Here is a 15,747-nt window from a genome sequence, read left to right on the forward strand (position 1 = left end):
CCATGCCCTACTCCCTGGTCAGCGCGGCCACGATCGGCTTCGACCTGGTCCGCCTCCCCGGCGGGCCGGACGTCGCCACCGTGCTGCTCGCCGGCCTCGGCGCCGGACCGGACCACCTGCACGGGTGGGCCGCCGGGCACCCGGTGGTGTCCGGCAGCGCCGCCCAGCGGACCCGGTGGGCGGACCGGTCCGTCCGGGTGCGCGAGCTCGCCGCCGCCGGCGTGCCCGGCCTGCGCGACGTCCGCGCCGAGCACACCCGCAGCGAGGCGCTGGTGGCGCTGCTCGAGCAGGGCATGCTCGGCGACGCCGCCGCCGTGGAGCGGGTGCTCCGCGACGACGTGCTCGGACCCGAGTCGGCCGCGGTGGCCGCGGTGCCCCCCGAGGTCGCCCAGCTGGCCGCCGACGTGCTCGCCGACGCCGCCGTCGCCGGCTGGGCCTCGGCCACGGTCCCCGAGCGCGACCGGAGGGCCCTCGCCCAGGTGCTCGACCGGGTCGGCGCCGTACCGCTGCCCGACCTGGGCCCGGCCACCACCGCCCTGCTCGGCATGCTCGACCACCTCGCCGCCGCCGACCCCGTCGTGCTGGGCCGGTGGCGGGTGGCCGTCGACGAGGTCCGCGACACCCGGCAGGACTGGGCCGCGGCCATGCACGGCGCCTCCTGGGCCGCGCACGTCTCCGGCCGCACCCGGGCCCTGGCCGCCGCGCTGCTGGCCGCCGTCCGGGCCTTCCGCGCCGCCGGCTTCACTCCCGGGGACGGCGCCCGCGGGGTCTGGAACGCCGTCGCCGGCTGCGTGCAGGGCGTCGCCATGGCCGACCTGGTCGACGGCGCCGCGCTGGACCAGCTGCTGCTGCCCTGGCTGCTGGCCGAGGGCGACCACCCGTCGGGGGTGCTGCCGCCCGCCGGTTGAGCGACCCGGCTCAACTCCTGACGATCCCGTGCCGAAACCAACCCCACGGCCGAACCCCGGCCCGAGCAGAGAGCAGGACACCGTGCCCCCGATCCGCGTGATGGTGGTCGACGACTCGGTCGTCGTCCGCAAGATCGTCACCGACGTGCTCGGCGCGGACCCCGCCATCGAGGTCGTCGGCACCGCGGTCAACGGCAAGGTCGCCCTGGCCAAGGTCGACCAGCTGCGCCCCGACGTCATCACGATGGACATCGAGATGCCGGAGATGGACGGCATCGCCGCGGTCCGGGCGCTGCGCGCCGCCGGCCGCCGCACGCCGATCATCATGTTCTCCACGCTCACCGAGCGCGGCGCGTCCGCCACCTTCGACGCGCTGGCCGCCGGCGCCGACGACTACGTCACCAAGCCCGCCAACGTCGGCAGCGTGCAGCAGTCGATGGAGAGCGTCCGGGCCCAGCTGATCCCCCGGATCAAGGTGCTCACCGGCCGCCCCGTCGGGCTGCCCGCCGCCCCGGCCGCCGCCCCCCGGCCGGCCACCCCCGCGCCCGCCCCGGTCGCCCGCGGCGTCCGCAAGGCCCCCGCCGTGCTGGTCATCGGGTCCTCCACCGGCGGCCCCGACGCGCTGACCCGCGTCCTGCCCCGGCTGCCGAAGGACTTCCCGCTCCCGGTGCTGGTCGTGCAGCACATGCCCCCGGTGTTCACCACCCAGTTCGCCGCCCGGCTCGACCGGCTCAGCGCGCTGCGCGTCGTCGAGGCCACCGCCGGCACCCCGGTCGCCCCGGGCACCGTGCACATCGCCCCCGGCGACTTCCACCTCACCGTCGCCGCCGGCGCCGGCCCGCGGCGCACCGCGCTGGACCAGGGTGCGCCGGAGAACTTCTGCCGCCCCGCCGTCGACGTGCTCTTCCGCTCCGCGGTGGCCGCCTACGACGGCGCCGTGCTCGCCGTCGTCCTCACCGGCATGGGGTCCGACGGCAAGGTCGGCACCGGCCAGGTCCGTGCCGCCGGCGGGACCGTCGTCGCCCAGGACCAGGCCACCTCCGTCGTCTGGGGGATGCCCGGTGCGGTCACCCAGGCCGGCCACGCCGACGAGGTCGTCCCGCTCGACCGGGTGGCCGACACCGTCCTCCGCCTCACCACCCGATCCCCGTCCCTGGTCGGAGCCCGCCCATGACCGCCAGCCTCGCCACGTCCGGCTTCGACTGGGTCTGCCAGCTCGTGCGCCGGGAGTCGGCCATCGTCCTCGCGCCCGGCAAGGAGTACCTGGTCGAGGCCCGGCTCATGCCGCTGGCCCGCCAGCTCGGGCTGTCCGGCGTCGCCGAGCTCGTCGAGCGGGTCCGCGCCCGGCCCGAGCCGGCGATCACCCGCGGCATCGTCGAGGCGCTCACCACCAACGAGACCTCGTGGTTCCGCGACGGCGACCCGTTCACCGCGCTCACCGGCACCGTCGTCCCCGCCCTGCAGGCCGCCCGCCGGCCCGGCGAGCCGATCAGCATCTGGTCGGCCGCCTGCTCCAGCGGGCAGGAGGCGTACACGATCGCGATGCTGCTGGCCGACTCCCTGCCGTCGGCGACCACCCGCGTGCGGATCACCGCGACCGACCTCTCCCGCGCGATGGTCGACCGCACCCGGGCCGGCCGGTTCAGCCAGCTCGAGGTCAACCGGGGCCTGCCGGCCCCCATGCTCGTCCGGCACTTCAGCCGGGTGGGCGCGGAGTGGGAGATCTCGCCCGCCCTGCGCCAGATGGTGACCGCCAGCGAGCTCAACCTCGCTGGGCCCCTGCCCCGGCTCGGTCCCTTCGACGTGGTCTACCTGCGCAACGTCCTCATCTACTTCGACCCGCCCACCAAGCGCGAGGTGCTGCGCAAGGTGCGGCAGGTGATGCGCCCGGACGGCTGGCTGTTCCTGGGTGCCGCCGAGACGACGCTGGGCGTCGACGACTCCTGGGAGCGGGTCCCCTGCGGCCGCGGCTCCGCCTACCGACCGATGAAGGGGAAGTGACATGCGAGCGCTGGTGATCGACGACTCGCGCGCGATGCGCCGGATCGTCGCCTCCATCCTGGAGGGGTTCGGGTACGAGACCCGGCCCGCCGGGCACGGCCGCGAGGCCCTGGACGTCCTCGAGGAGGGCTGGGTCCCCGACCTGGCCTGCATCGACTGGAACATGCCGGTGATGGACGGGCTGCAGTTCGTCTCCGCCGTCCGGGCGGTCCCGGCCTGGCGGCAGGTGACGCTGATGATGGTCACCACCGAGAGCGAGCACGGCCAGATCGTCAAGGCGCTGGCCGCCGGCGCGCACGAGTACGTCATCAAGCCCTTCACCGCCGACGCCATCGGCGACAAGCTGTCCCTGCTCGGCCTGATGCCGGTGCCGGCGTGAGCGCCCCGATCACCGCCCTGCTCGACGGCGAGACCGTGACCGCGGTCGCCGGCGAGGTGTGGAGCGCGCTGGTCGGCGAGGGGGAGCTCCTCCTGCCCGGCCTCGGCCCGGTCGCCCCGGCGGTCGACGGCCCCAGCGCCTGGGTCACCGTCACCGGCCCCTGGGACGGCGTCGTCGTGCTCACCTGCGGCGCGTCCGGCACCGCCGACCTGACCCGGTCGGTGCTGCAGCTGGACGACGACGAGCAGCCCACCGCCGAGGACGTCGACGACGTGCTCCGCGAGCTGGCCAACATCCTCGGCGGCAACGTCAAGTCGCTGCTCCCCGGACCGTCGGCCCTCGGGCTGCCGGAGACCGGACCGGCCCCGCTGCGCGCCGAGGACGAGGACACCTGCCGCGTGTCCGCGAGCTGGCGGGGCCACGACCTCGCCATCACCATCCAGGGCGCCTCGGAGGCGCCCGCCCACCACACCACGGAGGTCCCCAAGTGAAGATCCTGGTCGCCGACGACAGCCGGGTGATGCGGCAGATCGTCGTCCGCACCCTCCGCCAGGCCGGCTACGACGACGTGGACGTCGTCGAGGCCGAGGACGGCGCCGACTGCCTGGCCAAGGTCGGCAGCGAGTCCCCCGACCTGGTCCTGTCGGACTGGAACATGCCGAACATGACCGGCATCGAGTGCCTGCGCGCGCTGCGCGCCCAGGGCTCGGCCGTGCCGTTCGGGTTCGTCACCTCGGAGGGCTCGCCGGAGATGCGCGAGACCGCCTCCGACGCCGGCGCGCTGTTCCTCATCGCCAAGCCGTTCACGCCGGACACCTTCCGCGACGCGCTCGACGCGGTGCTGGCGTGACCGCCCCGGCCAAGACCGGGCTGCCCAGCAACAAGGCGGTCCGCGACCTGCTGGAGGGCCTGCTCGGCCGCGACGTCACCGTCGGCCCGGGCGCCCCGGTGACGCCGAACCCGTCCCGGCCGGCGGCCGTGGCCGCCTACGTGGACCCGACCTCGCGGCTGAACGCGATCGTCCTGATCGACCTGCCGCTGTCGGCCTGGTGCGCCGGCGCGCTCGCGCTGCTGCCCAAGGGCGGCTGCGAGGACTCCGTCGAGGAGGGCGAGCTGACCGACATGCAGGTCGAGGTGCTGCACGAGGTGGTCAACGTGGCCGCGTCGCTGTTCAACGCCGGTGGTGTCACGCACTCCAAGCTGGACCGGCTCTACGCCCCCGGCGAGGCGCTGCCCGGCGACATCGCCGGGCTGACCGCCTCCACCAACCGCGTCGACATCGACGTCACGGTGGCCGGCTACGGCAGCGGCTCGCTGTCGGTGGTCCTCGCCTAGGGGTCAGTCCAGCAGTTCGCGGAGGAGGGCCCCCACGGCCGCTGTCTCGACCAGGAAGCCGTCGTGGCCGTAGGGGCTCTCCACCACCCGCAGCGGGACGCCGAGCGCGTCGGCCACCCGCTGCTGCTCCTCGATCCGGTACAGCCGGTCGGAGTCGATGCCGGCGACCAGGCTGCGCGCGGTGACCCGCGCCAGCGCCGCCTCCACCCCGCCGCGGCCGCGGCCGACGTCCCAGGTGTTCATGGCCTGGGTGAGGACGACGTAGCTGTCCGGGTCGAACCGGCCGGCCAGCTTGGCGCCGTGGTGCTCCAGGTAGCTCGTGACGGCGAACCGGCCGTCGGGCTGCACCTCGTTCCCGAAGCGGGTCTGCAGCTCGAAGGCGCTGCGGTAGGTCAGGTGCGCGATGCGGCGGGCCACCTCCAGGCCGCCCACCGGGTCGAGGGCGACCGCGGCCTGCTGGGTGGTCTGCGTGCCGATCTGGTCGGCGGTGGCCACCGCGCCCGAGGCCAGGAAGAACAGCCGCGCCACCCGCTCGGGGTGCGCGACGGCCCACTCCATGGCCCGCATGCCGCCCATCGAGCCGCCGATGACCGCGTACCAGCGGTCGATGCCCAGCGCGTCGGCCAGCGCCACCTCGACCGCGACCTGGTCGGCGATGGTGACCTCGGGGAACCGTGACCCCCACGGCCCGCCGTCGGGTGCGTCCGAGGCCGGACCCGTCGTCCCCTGGCAGCCGCCGAGCACGTTGGCGCAGACCACGAAGTGGCCGGTCACCCGCTGCTCCAGGGCCGCCCACCAGCCGGGTGTGGGGTGGCCGGGCCCGGTGTCGCCGAACAGGTGGCTGTCGCCGGTGAGGGCGTGCTCGACCAGCACCGGCGGGTCACCCGGGTCGCCCCAGGTCTCGTAGGCCACCCGGACACCCGGCAGCGACCCGCCGCGCTCGAGCTCCAGCGGGCCGAGGTCGAGGAACTGCCGGGCGCCGGACGGGTCCCCCTCCCGCCAGGCGCCCGCCACCTCAGGCGCCCTTCGCTGCGCGGAAACCCGCCTCGAGGTCGGCCAGGATGTCCTCGATGCCCTCCAGGCCCACGGCGAGCCGGACCAGGCCCGGGGTGACGCCGGTGGTCAGCTGCTCCTCAGGGGTCAGCTGGGAGTGCGTGGTGGAGGCCGGGTGGATGACCAGGCTGCGCACGTCGCCGATGTTGGCCACGTGGCTGTGCAGCTCCAGGGCCTCCACGAACGCCTTGCCGGCGTCGACGCCGCCGGCGATCTCGAACGCGAGCACCGCGCCGGGGCCCTTGGGGGCGTACTTCTGCGCGGCGGCGTGCCACGGGGAGGAGGGCAGGCCGGCGTAGTGCACCGACTCGACCTCGTCGCGGGCCTCGAGCCACTCGGCCACGGCCTGGGCGTTGGCCACGTGCCGGTCCAGCCGCAGCGACAGCGTCTCGATGCCCTGGACGACGAGGAAGGCGTTGAACGGGCTGATCGCCGGGCCGAGGTCGCGCAGCAGCTGCACCCGGGCCTTGAGCGCGTAGGCGGGCGCGCCCAGGTCGGCGTAGACCACGCCGTGGTAGGTCGGGTCGGCGGTGGTGAACATCGGGTGCTTGCCCTGGGTCCAGTCGAAGTTGCCGCTGTCGACGATGACCCCGGCGACGGCGGTGCCGTGCCCGCCGAGGTACTTGGTCGCCGAGTGCACGACGACGTCGGCACCGAACTCGATCGGGCGGATCAGGTAGGGCGTGGCGATGGTGTTGTCCACGATCAGCGGGACGCCGTTGCGGTGCGCCACCTCGCTGACCGCGGCGATGTCGAGGACGTCGCCCTTCGGGTTGCCGATGGTCTCGGCGTAGAAGGCGCGGGTGTTCTCCTGGACCAGGGCCTGCCAGGCCTGCGGGTCGTCGGGGTCCTCCACGAAGGACACCGTGATGCCGAGCTTGGGCAGCGAGTGGTGCAGCAGGTTGTAGGTGCCGCCGTAGAGGCTGGCGGAGGCGACGACGTGGTCGCCGGCCTCGGCCAGGTTGAGGATCGACAGCGTCTCCGCGGCCTGCCCGCTGGCCACCGCCAGCGCGGCGACGCCGCCCTCGAGGGAGGCCACGCGCTGCTCCAGCGCGTCCTGCGTCGGGTTCATGATCCGGGTGTAGATGTTGCCCATCTCGGCGAGGGCGAACAGGTCCGCGGCGTGCTGGGAGTCGCGGAACTGGTAGCTGGTGGTCGCGTAGATCGGCAGCGCGCGGGCCCCGGTCGTGGGGTCGGGGCTGGTGCCGGCGTGGATCTGCCGGGTCTCGAAGCTCCAGGAATCGCTCATCTGCGCCGTCCTCCTCGGTGTCGGGAGGGCCCGCGGCGCGCAGGCACTCCGTCGTTTGCTCCCCCGGCGGGTGCCGGGCGGCCGGCTCTTCCCCTGGGAGCACCGCAGACGGAGTAGCGGTTGCCGGGCAGCAAGCCAGGTGCTTGTCGCTGCCTCTCGTGAGCCAGGAGCGATGGTAGGTGATGCCCGGGTCAGGCGGCGAGGGCCACCGCACCCGCCAGCGCCGCGTACCGCCCACCGGCGGCGGCGAGCTCGTCGTGGGTGCCCTGCTCGACGACTCGGCCGTGCTCCAGGACGGCGATGGCGTCGGCGTGCCGCACGGTCGACAGCCGGTGCGCGATGGTGATCGTCGTCCGGCCCTGGGCGACCTCGTCCAGGGCGGCCTGCACGGCGCGCTCGGTCTCGTTGTCCAGCGCGCTGGTGGCCTCGTCCAGGACCAGCACCTTCGGGTCGCGCAGCAGCGTGCGGGCGATGGCCAGCCGCTGCTTCTCCCCGCCGGAGAACCGGTGGCCGCGGGCCCCGACCAGCGTGTCGTAGCCGTCGGGCAGCGCCGCGACGACGTCGTGCACCTGCGCCCGGCGGGCGGCGTCCTCGATCTCGGCGTCGGTGGCGTCGGGCTTGGCGTAGCGCAGGTTCTCCCGGATGGTGGTGTGCAGCAGGTAGGTCTCCTGGCTGACCACGCCGACCACCCGCGACAGCTCGGCCAGCGGCAGGTCGCGCACGTCGACGCCGTCCACGGTCACCCGGCCGGTGGTCACGTCGTTCAGCCGGCTGACCAGCGAGGCGAGGGTGGACTTGCCCGAGCCGGTCTCGCCGACCAGCGCCAGGGTCGTGCCGGCGGGGACCACGAGGTCGACGTCGGTGAGCGCGGGCCGGTCCCCGTAGGAGAACCCGACGCCCTCGAGCCGGACCTCGCCGCGGACCTCGGGCAGCACCACGGGCTCGGCGGGGTCGTCGATGTCGACGGGCAGGTCGAGGTACTGGAACACCCGGCTGAACAGGGCCATCGAGGTGATGACCTGCCCGCCGACGTCGAGCAGGCCCATGAGCGGGCGGAACAGCGTGCCCTGCAGGGCGGTGAAGGCGACCAGCGTGCCGATGGTCATGCCGCTCGACGTCGCCGGGAGCCCGGCGAACAGGTAGATCAGCGCGGGGATGCCGGCGAACACGATGCTCATCGAGGCCATCCGCCAGCGGCCGGCCAGCTGCGAGCGGACCTCGAGGGCGACCAGCTCCTGCGAGGTGCGGGCGAAGCGCTCGGACTGGGCCGGGCCGGTGCCCAGGGTCTTGCTCAGCTGGACGCCGGAGATCGACAGCCCCTCCTCGACCTGGGTCTGCATGTCGGCCATCCGCCGCTGCCGCTCGCCGGTGACCTCGCGGCGCATCAGCGCGACCTTGCGGGTCAGCCACACGGCCGGCGGGAGGACGACGAGGGACAGCAGCGACAGGCGCCAGCTCAGCGCGGCCATGGCGACCGCGGTGCCGACGACGGTGGTGGCGTTGGAGGCCAGGCTGGTGGCGGTGGTGGTGACCACCGACTGCATCGAGCCGATGTCGTTGGTCAGCCGGGACTGCACCTCACCGCCGCGGGTGCGGGTGAAGAAGCCCAGCGACTGGCGCTGCAGGTGGGTGAACACGGCGGTGCGCAGGCCGTGCATGACGCGCTGGCCCACGGTGGTGGAGATCCAGGTCTGCACGACGCCGAGCAGGGCGGTCGCCGCGGCGACGGCGACCATGCCGGCCACGGCCCAGGCCAGCAGCCGGACGTCGGAGTGCGGGAGGGCGTCGTCGATGACGGTGCGCACCAGGAAGGGCGTGGCGAGGGCGATCAGCGAGCTGGTCACGATCAGCGCCACCACCGTGCCCACCTGGAGGTGGAAGGGTCGGAAGAGCGCGACCACCCGGCGCAGCGGCACGGGGGAGCGCTCGAGCTGGGTGCGGTCGGCGGGGTCGGTGCGGGTCCCGGGGCGTGGCATCCACGTCCCCCTCTCTGTCGCGGTTGATGCTGAGGTTACCTCACGGTGAGGCAACCACGCTGCTGCCGCTAGCATTCCCGCCGTGCCGACCGACGACGACCTGGGCGAGCTGATCGTCCGCGCGGCGCGCTCGCTGCGCGGTCGCTGGCGGGCGGTGCTCGAGCCGTGGGACCTCTCCCCGCACCAGGTCAGGGCGCTGATGACGGCCGGTCGGGACGACGGCCTGCGGCTGTCCGGGCTGGCCGAGCGGCTGCACATCGCGCCCCGGTCGGCGACCGAGGTGGTCGACGGACTGGCCGGGCGCGGGCTGGTCGAGCGGGTCCCCGACCCCACCGACCGGCGGGCCGTGCTGGTGCGGCTGACCGCCGAGGGCACCCGGGTGCGCGACGAGGTCGCCGCGGCGCGGGCGGCCGACGCGAAGGCAGCGCTGTCCCGGCTGCCGGCCGAGGACCGGGCCGAGCTGGCCCGGCTGCTCCGCCGCTTCCTGGACGGCTGACCGACAGCTGCCGTCCAGACGTGTGGTGCACCCTGGGGGCATGAACCTGGGTGCACCCGAGATCGGCCTGATCATCCTGGCCGTCTTCGTCCTGTTCGGCTACAAGAAGCTGCCCGACGCCTCCCGGTCGCTGGGCCGCTCGCTGCGCATCTTCAAGGGCGAGATGGGCGGCATGGCCGACGACCAGCGCCGCGCCGCCGCGGCGCAGTCCTCCCCTCCGGCGTCCCCCGAGGACCTGGAGGCCGCCGCGGCCGAGGCCGAGGCCGTGGCCCTGGAGGCCCGGGCCCGCGCGGCCCGCGCCCGCGCCGACGCCGCCCTCTGACACCCTCTCGGGCGTGCGCGCCCTGGTGTTCGAGGAGTTCGGCGGCCCGCTGACGGTGCAGCAGGTGCCCGACCCGGCACCCGCCCCCGACGGCGTGGTGGTCGAGGTGGGGGCCAGCGGCGTGTGCCGCAGCGACTGGCACGCCTGGTCCGGCCACGACCCCGACGTCGTCCTGCCGCACGTGCCCGGGCACGAGCTGGCCGGGACCGTCGCCGCCGTGGGCGACCGGGTGCGCGGCTGGTCGGTGGGCGACCGCGTGACGGTGCCCTTCGTCTGCGCCTGCGGGACCTGCCCGCCCTGCCGGGACGGCGACGGCCAGGTGTGCCTGCGCCAGACCCAGCCCGGGTTCACCCACTGGGGCTCGTTCGCGCAGTACGTCGCCCTCGACGCCGCCGACGTCAACCTGGTCGCGCTGCCCGAGGACATGTCCTTCCCGGTCGCCGCCGCCCTGGGCTGCCGGTTCGCCACCGCCTTCCGCGCGGTCACCGGCGTCGGCCGGGCCGCGCCGGGGGAGTGGGTCGCGGTCGTCGGCTGCGGCGGCGTGGGCCTGTCGGCCGTGCAGGTCGCCGTCGGGGTGGGCGCCCGGGTGGTCGCCGTCGACCCCTCGCCGGGTGCCCGTGAGCTCGCCGTCGCCATGGGGGCCGAGCACGTGCTGGCCTCGACCGGGGGCGTGGTCGAACTGACCGGCGGCGGGGCGCACGTGGCGCTGGACTGCCTGGGCTCGCCCGCCACCTGCGAGGCGTCGATCCGGTCGCTGCGCCCGCGGGGCCGGCACGTGCAGGTCGGGCTGCTGCCGCCGGCGCAGGGCCGGGCCGCCGTGCCGATGGAGCTGGTGGTGGCCCGCGAGCTCGCCGTGCTGGGCAGCCACGGCATGGCCGCGCAGGACTACCCCGCGATGCTGTCGATGATCACCGCCGGCCGGCTGCGGCCGCAGGACCTGGTCACCCGCGAGCTGCCGCTCACCGAGGCAGGCCCGGCGCTGGTCGACGTGGGTCGCATCTCCGGCGTCACGGTGCTCACCTCGTTCTGACCCTCGTCGCCCGCCCACCCCGGTTCTCGTTGATCTTGCAGAACCGCAAGATCACGCCCCGGTGGGCGCGGGTCTGGCCTGAGTGGTGCGTGAGCGTCATACGACGGTTGACCTGGGGATTCACCTCGCGGGTGGCGGCTCGACGCGGTAGACTTCGAACACCTGATCGAACGGGTGGGTGGAGGTGCCTGGTGGGTCTCGACGAGACGCAGCCCTGGGTGCCCGAACCCCTCGCCCCCGGCGCGCTGGGCGCCGACCGTCCGCCGGCGCCCTCGCCGATGGCGGCAGCGTCCCGGCGGCCGGAGCCGCCGCCGGCAGATGTGTGTGCGGCGATCGAGGCAGTGCTCGCGGCCGGGCAGAGCCCGCTGGACGGCGGGACGTCGAGCGCGCAGTTGCTGGACCGTGCCCGTGGCCTGGCGCGCCTGGTCAACCTGGCCCAGGCCGAGCTGGCCCGCACCGCCGCGCACGCGGAGTCGGTGGATGCCGCCTACGCCGATGGGTTGACCGGGATGAAGCCGTGGCTGCGCGGCCACGCCCACCTGTCCGGCCCGGAGGCTGCCGCGGTGCTGGCGGCGGGGCGGCTGGCCCGGCGGATGCCCGCCGTCGGTGCCGGGTCAGCTGCAGGCGGCATCACCGCCGGCCAGCTGGCGCTCATCGGGCGGATCCTGACCGACGACGTCTGGGCCACCGGCGCCGCGGTGGGTGCCGACCTGCCCGCGCTGGATGCGTTGGTCGCGCACACCGCGGTGCACGCGCCCCGCACGCTGGCCGATGTGTGCCGGCGGATCGCCGACGCGATCGACCCCGACGGGCCACCGCAGGTCGATCCCACCGAGGGTCGGGGGCTGCGCATCAGCCGCCGTGCCGACGGGTCCCGCGGCATCCGCGGGCAGCTCGACGCCGCCGGCGGGGAGCAGGTCGAGGCCGCGCTCGAGGCGATCGCGGCCGCCGGGCGCTGCGAAGGTGACCTGCGCTCCCGCGAGCAGCGGGCCGCCGACGCCCTGGTGCAGTTGGCGGCGCTGCACCTGGCCGCCGGGGACCTGCCGATGCTGCGCAAGACCAAGCCGCAGGTGACCGCGCTGATCCAGCTGGAGGACCTGGCCGACCCCGACACCCGCCCCGCCGCCACCCGCCTGGGCTCCGGCGCGACGACGTCGAACACGGTGGCCCGGCAGGCCGCGTGCGACGGCGACGTGGCCCGCATCCTGCTCGGCCCCGATGGCCTGCCGCTGGACGTCGGCCGGGCCCACCGGCTGGTGCCCGCCCACATCCGGCGGGCCGCCGAGGTCCGCGACGGTGGCTGCGTGTTCGCCGGCTGCCACGCACCGGCCTGGTGGTGCGACGCCCACCACCTGGTGCACTGGATCGACGACGGCGAGACGTCGCTGGCCAACACGGCGTTGCTGTGCGAACGGCACCACACCCAGGTCCACCACGGCTACCGCCTGGAACGGGACCCCGACGACGGGTGCTGGCGCACCTACCGCCCCGACGGCCGGGAAATCATCACCGGCGTCCTCACCGACACCACCGGCGAGCCGATCGACCACCGCCGAGAACCCGACCCGCCCCTGTCCGACCACACCTGAGCGCCTCGCAACCTCCTGGTGGTCCCACCGCGTCTTGGATGCAGGGACGAGGGCGGGGAGGAACCGGGTGGACGACGAGCGGGACGACGCGTTCGACGCGTTCGTCGTCCGGCGGTACGGGGCGCTGCTGCGCACCGCGCACCTGCTCACCGGGGACCGCGGGCTGGCCGAGGACCTGCTGCAGACCTGCTGCAGACCTCGCTCCTGCAGACCTACCGCCGCTGGGACGGCCTCGACGACCAGATCGACCCCGTCGGGTACGTGCGGCGGGTGCTGGTCACCACGCAGACCAGCTGGGCGCGGCGGTTCTCCTTCCGCGAGCAGGTCGTCGCCGCGCCGCCGGACACCTGGCGGGAGGACACCGGGCCGGCCGACCGGCTCGACCTGTGGCGGGCGCTGACCGCCCTGCCCGCCCGCATGCGTGCGGTCCTTGTCCTCCGCTTCTACGAGGACCTCAGCGAGGCTGCCACCGCCGAGCTGCTCGGCTGCTCCGTCGGCACCGTCAAGAGCCAGACCTCCCGCGGCCTCGCCCGGCTGCGCACCCACCTGCCCGCCGACGACCTCGTGGAGGAGAACCGGTGACCGTCGAGGACCAGCTCCGCACCGCCCTGCGGCACGCCGCCGACGACCTGGGCGAACCGGTCGTGCCCCATCGCGTGCTGGCCGCCGGGCTCCGGCTGACCGCGCAGCGGCGTCGGCGTCGCCGTCTCGGCTCCATCACCGTAGGGGTGGCCGTCGCCGCGGTCGTCGTCGCCGTGCCGGTCGGGCTCGGTTCGTTGCGCACCGACCCACCGACGGTCGCCGCGCCGTCGACCTCGGCCGTCGATGTGCTGGCCGGTCCGACCCGGGGCTCCCTCGCCGGCGACCAGGCCTTCCTGGACGGCCTCGTCCAGCGGGGCTGGGGCGACGTCCCGGCCGACGCGCCGGTCGCCGAGGTGGGCAGCCGGCGGGTCGTGTTCGCCGGCGACGTCGGCACCGGACGGTGGGCGCTCGTCGTCGGCACCAACCCGGCGCCGTCCACCCTCCCGGCCGAGCAGCAGACCGACCTGGGCGCGATGAGCGCGGTGACCGGTGTGTGGTTCGTCGGCCCCGCCGGGGCCACGCCCGAGGAGATGCAGCCGGTCACCTACCCGCGCGGGCTGGACCCGGAGCAGGTGCAGACCCTCGGCGACCCGCTGACCGGGGACGTGGTGGTGCTGGCCGCCCCCGGGGACGACGTGGCGTTGTCCGACCGGCCCGAGGTGCGCGCCGACGGCACGGTGACCCGGGCCTGGCGCCAGGCCGAGGTCACCGACGGTCTCGCCGTCGACCGCTTCGAGGTCGCCGCACCGACGTCCACCTACAGCAGGGCCGGGCACGTGCGGGTCACCCGCGACGGCATCCAGGTGCTCGACCGGTCGCCCGACCAGTTCGGCCCGGCCGACGGGTTCACGGTGGTCGACGTGCCGATCGCCTACCCGCGCGGCCGGGTCGAGGGGCCCGACGTGCTGGACCAGGACCGTGCCGGGGACGTGCTGAGCCTGACCGGGCTGCCGGCCGACCAGGTCCGGTTCGAGGTCGTCTGGTCCGGCGCGGTCCCGGGGCCGGGCGACGACCCGACCTGGGCGTCGTTCATGGTGGCCACCCTCCCGAGCGGGGCCCGGATCGTTCAGGGCAGCGACGTCCGGCTCCTCTCCGCGGGCACGAGCGCCACCGACGCGCCCACCTACGGAGCGGGCCAGTCGGTGTTCCAGGTGCTCCCGGCCGGGGGCCCGGCCACCGACCTGGTGCTGCCCATGGAGGCCGCCGTGAGCGGCAACGGCGGCGAGGGCACCGTCCGCAGCCTGGTCGTCGCCGTCCCCGACGGGGTCACCGCGGTCACCGCGCTGGACGAGGACGGCACGACGCTGGCGACCCTGGTCCCGTCCGGCGGTGCCGCGGTCGGGCCGTTCCCCGACGGCACCACCTCGGTCGCGGCCGCCTTCCCCGAAGGCGTCGTGCAGACCTTCCCGCTCGGCAGCTACACGGGGGACCTCTAGCCCGTCGGGCTGCTGGTGGGCTCGGGGGCCGTGGTGGTCGGCGGGGCCGGCGTGGTGGTGGCCGGGGGTGCGGTCGTGGTCGTCGGCGCCGTCGTGGTGGGGTCGTCGTCCTCGGTGGTGGTGCTCGGCGCCGTGGTGGTCGGCCGGGACGTCGTGGTCGGCACCGACGACGGGGTGGTCCCCTCCGGCGTGGTGGTCGGCACCTCGGACGTCGTGGTCGGCGCCGGGGTCTCCCTGGTGGGCGCGGGCTGTTCGGTGGTGGCCGGCGCAGGGCTGGTGAACGACGCGGACATCGCGGAGGGGTCCCAGGCGAAGAACAGCGCCACGAACAGCACCGCGAGGACGACGGTCGAGGTGCGGGCCCGGCCGATCCGCGCGGGCACCCGCTTCGGCAGCAGCCGCGGACGGCGGCGGGTGGCGGGCTCGGCGGTCACGGTCGGCACCGGGGTGGTCGGCTGACGGTCGGTCACGAGCTCACCTCGCGGGGGTCGTGGCTGGTCACCGGGTCGTCGGGGCTCTGCGGGCGCACCACGATGCCCTCCCGACGGAACGCCAGCGCGATGCGCGAGCGCAGGTCACGGCCGACGTCGAACTGCTTGCCGGGCAGGGTCCGCGCGACGATGCGCACGTTCACCTCGTCCAGGCCCAGACTGGTCACGCCCATCACGCTCGGGGCGTCGAGCAGCAGCCTGGCCAGCTGCTCGTCGGCGAAGGCCTGCTCGCCGACCTCGCGCAGCACGTCCTGCACGTGGCTGACGTCGGTGGACGCGGGCACCGGGACGTCGATGACCGCCCGGGCCCAGTCGCGGGACAGGTTGATCACCTTGACGATCTGGCCGTTCGGGATGATCACCACCTCGCCGTTTATCGACCGCATCCGGGTGATCCGCAGCGTGACGTCCTCGACGGTGCCCTCGGCCGGGTCGCCGCCGCCGACGACGGCGATCGAGACGACGTCGCCGAAGCCGTACTGCCGCTCGGTGATCAGGAAGAACCCGGCGAGCACGTCCTGCACCACCCGCTGCGCGCCGAACCCGAGCCCGACACCGAGCACGGTGGCGGGGGCGACCAGGCTGGTCACGGGCAGGCCCAGCGTGGACAGCACGGTCACCGTGGCGACGGTGTAGATCACCACCACCGCGACCCACTGCAGCACCTGGGTCAGCGAGTGCCGGTGCTTGGCGGCCTCCGAGCGCACCAGGGCGTCCCCGCCGCCGGCGCTGGCGTCGATGCGGGAGGTGACCTTGCCGCCCACCCAGGTGACCAGGCGGGCCAGCAGCACCGCGCCGATGACGATGAGCAGCACCGCCAGACCCCGGCCGCGGACCCAATCGCCCAGGCCGGACAGCGGTGCGAGCGCGACGACGTCCATCCACCCCAGTGTGCCGCCG

18 protein-coding genes and 1 riboswitch are annotated in these 15,747 nt (G+C 75.0%); of the genes, 13 read left to right on the forward strand and 5 right to left on the reverse strand.

Annotation, left to right across the window (positions count from 1 at the left end; genetic code table 11):
- Positions 1-2 precede the first annotated feature (2 nt).
- From BM158_RS02465 to BM158_RS02495, 7 genes are all read left to right on the forward strand, one after another.
- The gene (locus BM158_RS02465; RefSeq protein WP_191328573.1) at positions 3-908 is read left to right on the forward strand and encodes a hypothetical protein; all 906 of its coding nucleotides are present in this window, start codon (positions 3-5) and stop codon (positions 906-908) included.
- Positions 909-990: 82 nt separating this feature from the next.
- A complete protein-coding gene (locus tag BM158_RS02470) occupies positions 991-2,082 on the forward strand; it encodes a protein-glutamate methylesterase/protein-glutamine glutaminase (RefSeq protein WP_091554376.1) in 1,092 nt (363 codons plus the stop codon).
- Positions 2,079-2,909, forward strand: coding sequence for a CheR family methyltransferase (locus BM158_RS02475; RefSeq protein ID WP_091554380.1), 831 nt, complete (start codon positions 2,079-2,081; stop codon positions 2,907-2,909). The genes BM158_RS02470 and BM158_RS02475 overlap by 4 nt, the downstream gene beginning before the upstream one ends.
- A gap of 1 nt (position 2,910) precedes the next feature.
- Positions 2,911-3,288 (forward strand): response regulator, encoded by a 378-nt coding sequence (locus tag BM158_RS02480; protein WP_091554382.1) that lies wholly within the window; start codon positions 2,911-2,913, stop codon positions 3,286-3,288.
- Positions 3,285-3,779 (forward strand): chemotaxis protein CheX, encoded by a 495-nt coding sequence (locus BM158_RS02485; RefSeq protein WP_091554386.1) that lies wholly within the window; start codon positions 3,285-3,287, stop codon positions 3,777-3,779. Before BM158_RS02480 ends, BM158_RS02485 begins: the two co-directional genes overlap by 4 nt.
- A complete protein-coding gene (locus tag BM158_RS02490) occupies positions 3,776-4,138 on the forward strand; it encodes a response regulator (protein ID WP_091554390.1) in 363 nt (120 codons plus the stop codon). Before BM158_RS02485 ends, BM158_RS02490 begins: the two co-directional genes overlap by 4 nt.
- The gene (locus tag BM158_RS02495; RefSeq protein WP_091554393.1) at positions 4,135-4,623 is read left to right on the forward strand and encodes a hypothetical protein; all 489 of its coding nucleotides are present in this window, start codon (positions 4,135-4,137) and stop codon (positions 4,621-4,623) included. The genes BM158_RS02490 and BM158_RS02495 overlap by 4 nt, the downstream gene beginning before the upstream one ends.
- 3 nt (positions 4,624-4,626) lie before the next feature.
- Here BM158_RS02495 and metX read toward each other — a convergent pair whose 3' ends face one another.
- From metX to BM158_RS02510, 3 genes are all read right to left on the reverse strand, one after another.
- Complete coding sequence (gene metX, locus BM158_RS02500) at positions 4,627-5,637, reverse strand: homoserine O-acetyltransferase MetX (protein WP_091554396.1); 1,011 nt, start codon at positions 5,635-5,637, stop codon at positions 4,627-4,629.
- Between the two features lies 1 nt (position 5,638).
- The gene (locus tag BM158_RS02505; RefSeq protein ID WP_091554400.1) at positions 5,639-6,925 is read right to left on the reverse strand and encodes a bifunctional o-acetylhomoserine/o-acetylserine sulfhydrylase; all 1,287 of its coding nucleotides are present in this window, start codon (positions 6,923-6,925) and stop codon (positions 5,639-5,641) included.
- Between the two features lie 46 nt (positions 6,926-6,971).
- Positions 6,972-7,089, reverse strand: a riboswitch (SAM riboswitch).
- A gap of 27 nt (positions 7,090-7,116) precedes the next feature.
- On the reverse strand, positions 7,117-8,901 hold the full coding sequence (locus BM158_RS02510; protein ID WP_091554403.1) for an ABC transporter ATP-binding protein: 1,785 nt from the start codon (positions 8,899-8,901) through the stop codon (positions 7,117-7,119).
- 82 nt (positions 8,902-8,983) lie between these two features.
- Here BM158_RS02510 and BM158_RS02515 point away from each other — a divergent pair, with 82 nt between their 5' ends.
- From BM158_RS02515 to BM158_RS02540, 6 genes are all read left to right on the forward strand, one after another.
- Entirely contained in the window at positions 8,984-9,397 is a 414-nt protein-coding gene (locus tag BM158_RS02515; protein WP_091554407.1) for a MarR family winged helix-turn-helix transcriptional regulator, read from the forward strand.
- Positions 9,398-9,437: 40 nt separating this feature from the next.
- Positions 9,438-9,719: a Sec-independent protein translocase subunit TatA gene (locus BM158_RS02520; RefSeq protein WP_091554411.1), complete on the forward strand. Its 282-nt coding sequence runs from the start codon at positions 9,438-9,440 to the stop codon at positions 9,717-9,719.
- A 13-nt stretch (positions 9,720-9,732) separates the two neighbouring features.
- The gene (locus tag BM158_RS02525) at positions 9,733-10,749 is read left to right on the forward strand and encodes an alcohol dehydrogenase catalytic domain-containing protein (protein WP_091554415.1); all 1,017 of its coding nucleotides are present in this window, start codon (positions 9,733-9,735) and stop codon (positions 10,747-10,749) included.
- A 218-nt stretch (positions 10,750-10,967) separates the two neighbouring features.
- Positions 10,968-12,338 (forward strand): HNH endonuclease signature motif containing protein, encoded by a 1,371-nt coding sequence (locus BM158_RS02530; RefSeq protein WP_229827500.1) that lies wholly within the window; start codon positions 10,968-10,970, stop codon positions 12,336-12,338.
- Between the two features lie 18 nt (positions 12,339-12,356).
- Positions 12,357-12,920 carry a SigE family RNA polymerase sigma factor gene (locus BM158_RS02535; protein WP_207506116.1) on the forward strand — a complete coding sequence of 188 codons (564 nt, stop codon included), beginning with the start codon at positions 12,357-12,359 and terminating at the stop codon, positions 12,918-12,920.
- Complete coding sequence (locus tag BM158_RS02540; protein ID WP_091554418.1) at positions 12,917-14,356, forward strand: hypothetical protein; 1,440 nt, start codon at positions 12,917-12,919, stop codon at positions 14,354-14,356. Before BM158_RS02535 ends, BM158_RS02540 begins: the two co-directional genes overlap by 4 nt.
- Here the strand turns inward: BM158_RS02540 and BM158_RS22930 are convergent.
- Positions 14,353-14,826: an Rv3103c transmembrane domain-containing protein gene (locus tag BM158_RS22930; RefSeq protein ID WP_479723820.1), complete on the reverse strand. Its 474-nt coding sequence runs from the start codon at positions 14,824-14,826 to the stop codon at positions 14,353-14,355. The two genes, BM158_RS02540 and BM158_RS22930, sit on opposite strands and share 4 nt — an antisense overlap.
- Positions 14,823-15,728 carry a mechanosensitive ion channel family protein gene (locus tag BM158_RS02550; protein WP_091554424.1) on the reverse strand — a complete coding sequence of 302 codons (906 nt, stop codon included), beginning with the start codon at positions 15,726-15,728 and terminating at the stop codon, positions 14,823-14,825. The genes BM158_RS22930 and BM158_RS02550 overlap by 4 nt, the downstream gene beginning before the upstream one ends.
- Between the last annotated feature and the right edge of the window lie 19 nt (positions 15,729-15,747).

Origin of the sequence: Klenkia taihuensis (assembly GCF_900112525.1) — a bacterium.
GTDB classification, from domain to species: domain Bacteria; phylum Actinomycetota; class Actinomycetes; order Mycobacteriales; family Geodermatophilaceae; genus Klenkia; species Klenkia taihuensis.

What these genes read in the sequence shown, in the direction of transcription:
- BM158_RS02465 (WP_191328573.1), top strand. Translation starts at nt 3, where the DNA reads ATGCCCTACTCCCTGGTCAGCGCGGCCACGATCGGCTTCGACCTGGTC.
- BM158_RS02475 (WP_091554380.1), top strand. Translation starts at nt 2,079, where the DNA reads ATGACCGCCAGCCTCGCCACGTCCGGCTTCGACTGGGTCTGCCAGCTC.
- BM158_RS02480 (WP_091554382.1), top strand. Translation starts at nt 2,911, where the DNA reads ATGCGAGCGCTGGTGATCGACGACTCGCGCGCGATGCGCCGGATCGTC.
- BM158_RS02505 (WP_091554400.1), bottom strand. Translation starts at nt 6,925, where the DNA reads ATGAGCGATTCCTGGAGCTTCGAGACCCGGCAGATCCACGCCGGCACC.
- BM158_RS02510 (WP_091554403.1), bottom strand. Translation starts at nt 8,901, where the DNA reads ATGCCACGCCCCGGGACCCGCACCGACCCCGCCGACCGCACCCAGCTC.
- BM158_RS02520 (WP_091554411.1), top strand. Translation starts at nt 9,438, where the DNA reads ATGAACCTGGGTGCACCCGAGATCGGCCTGATCATCCTGGCCGTCTTC.
- BM158_RS02550 (WP_091554424.1), bottom strand. Translation starts at nt 15,728, where the DNA reads ATGGACGTCGTCGCGCTCGCACCGCTGTCCGGCCTGGGCGATTGGGTC.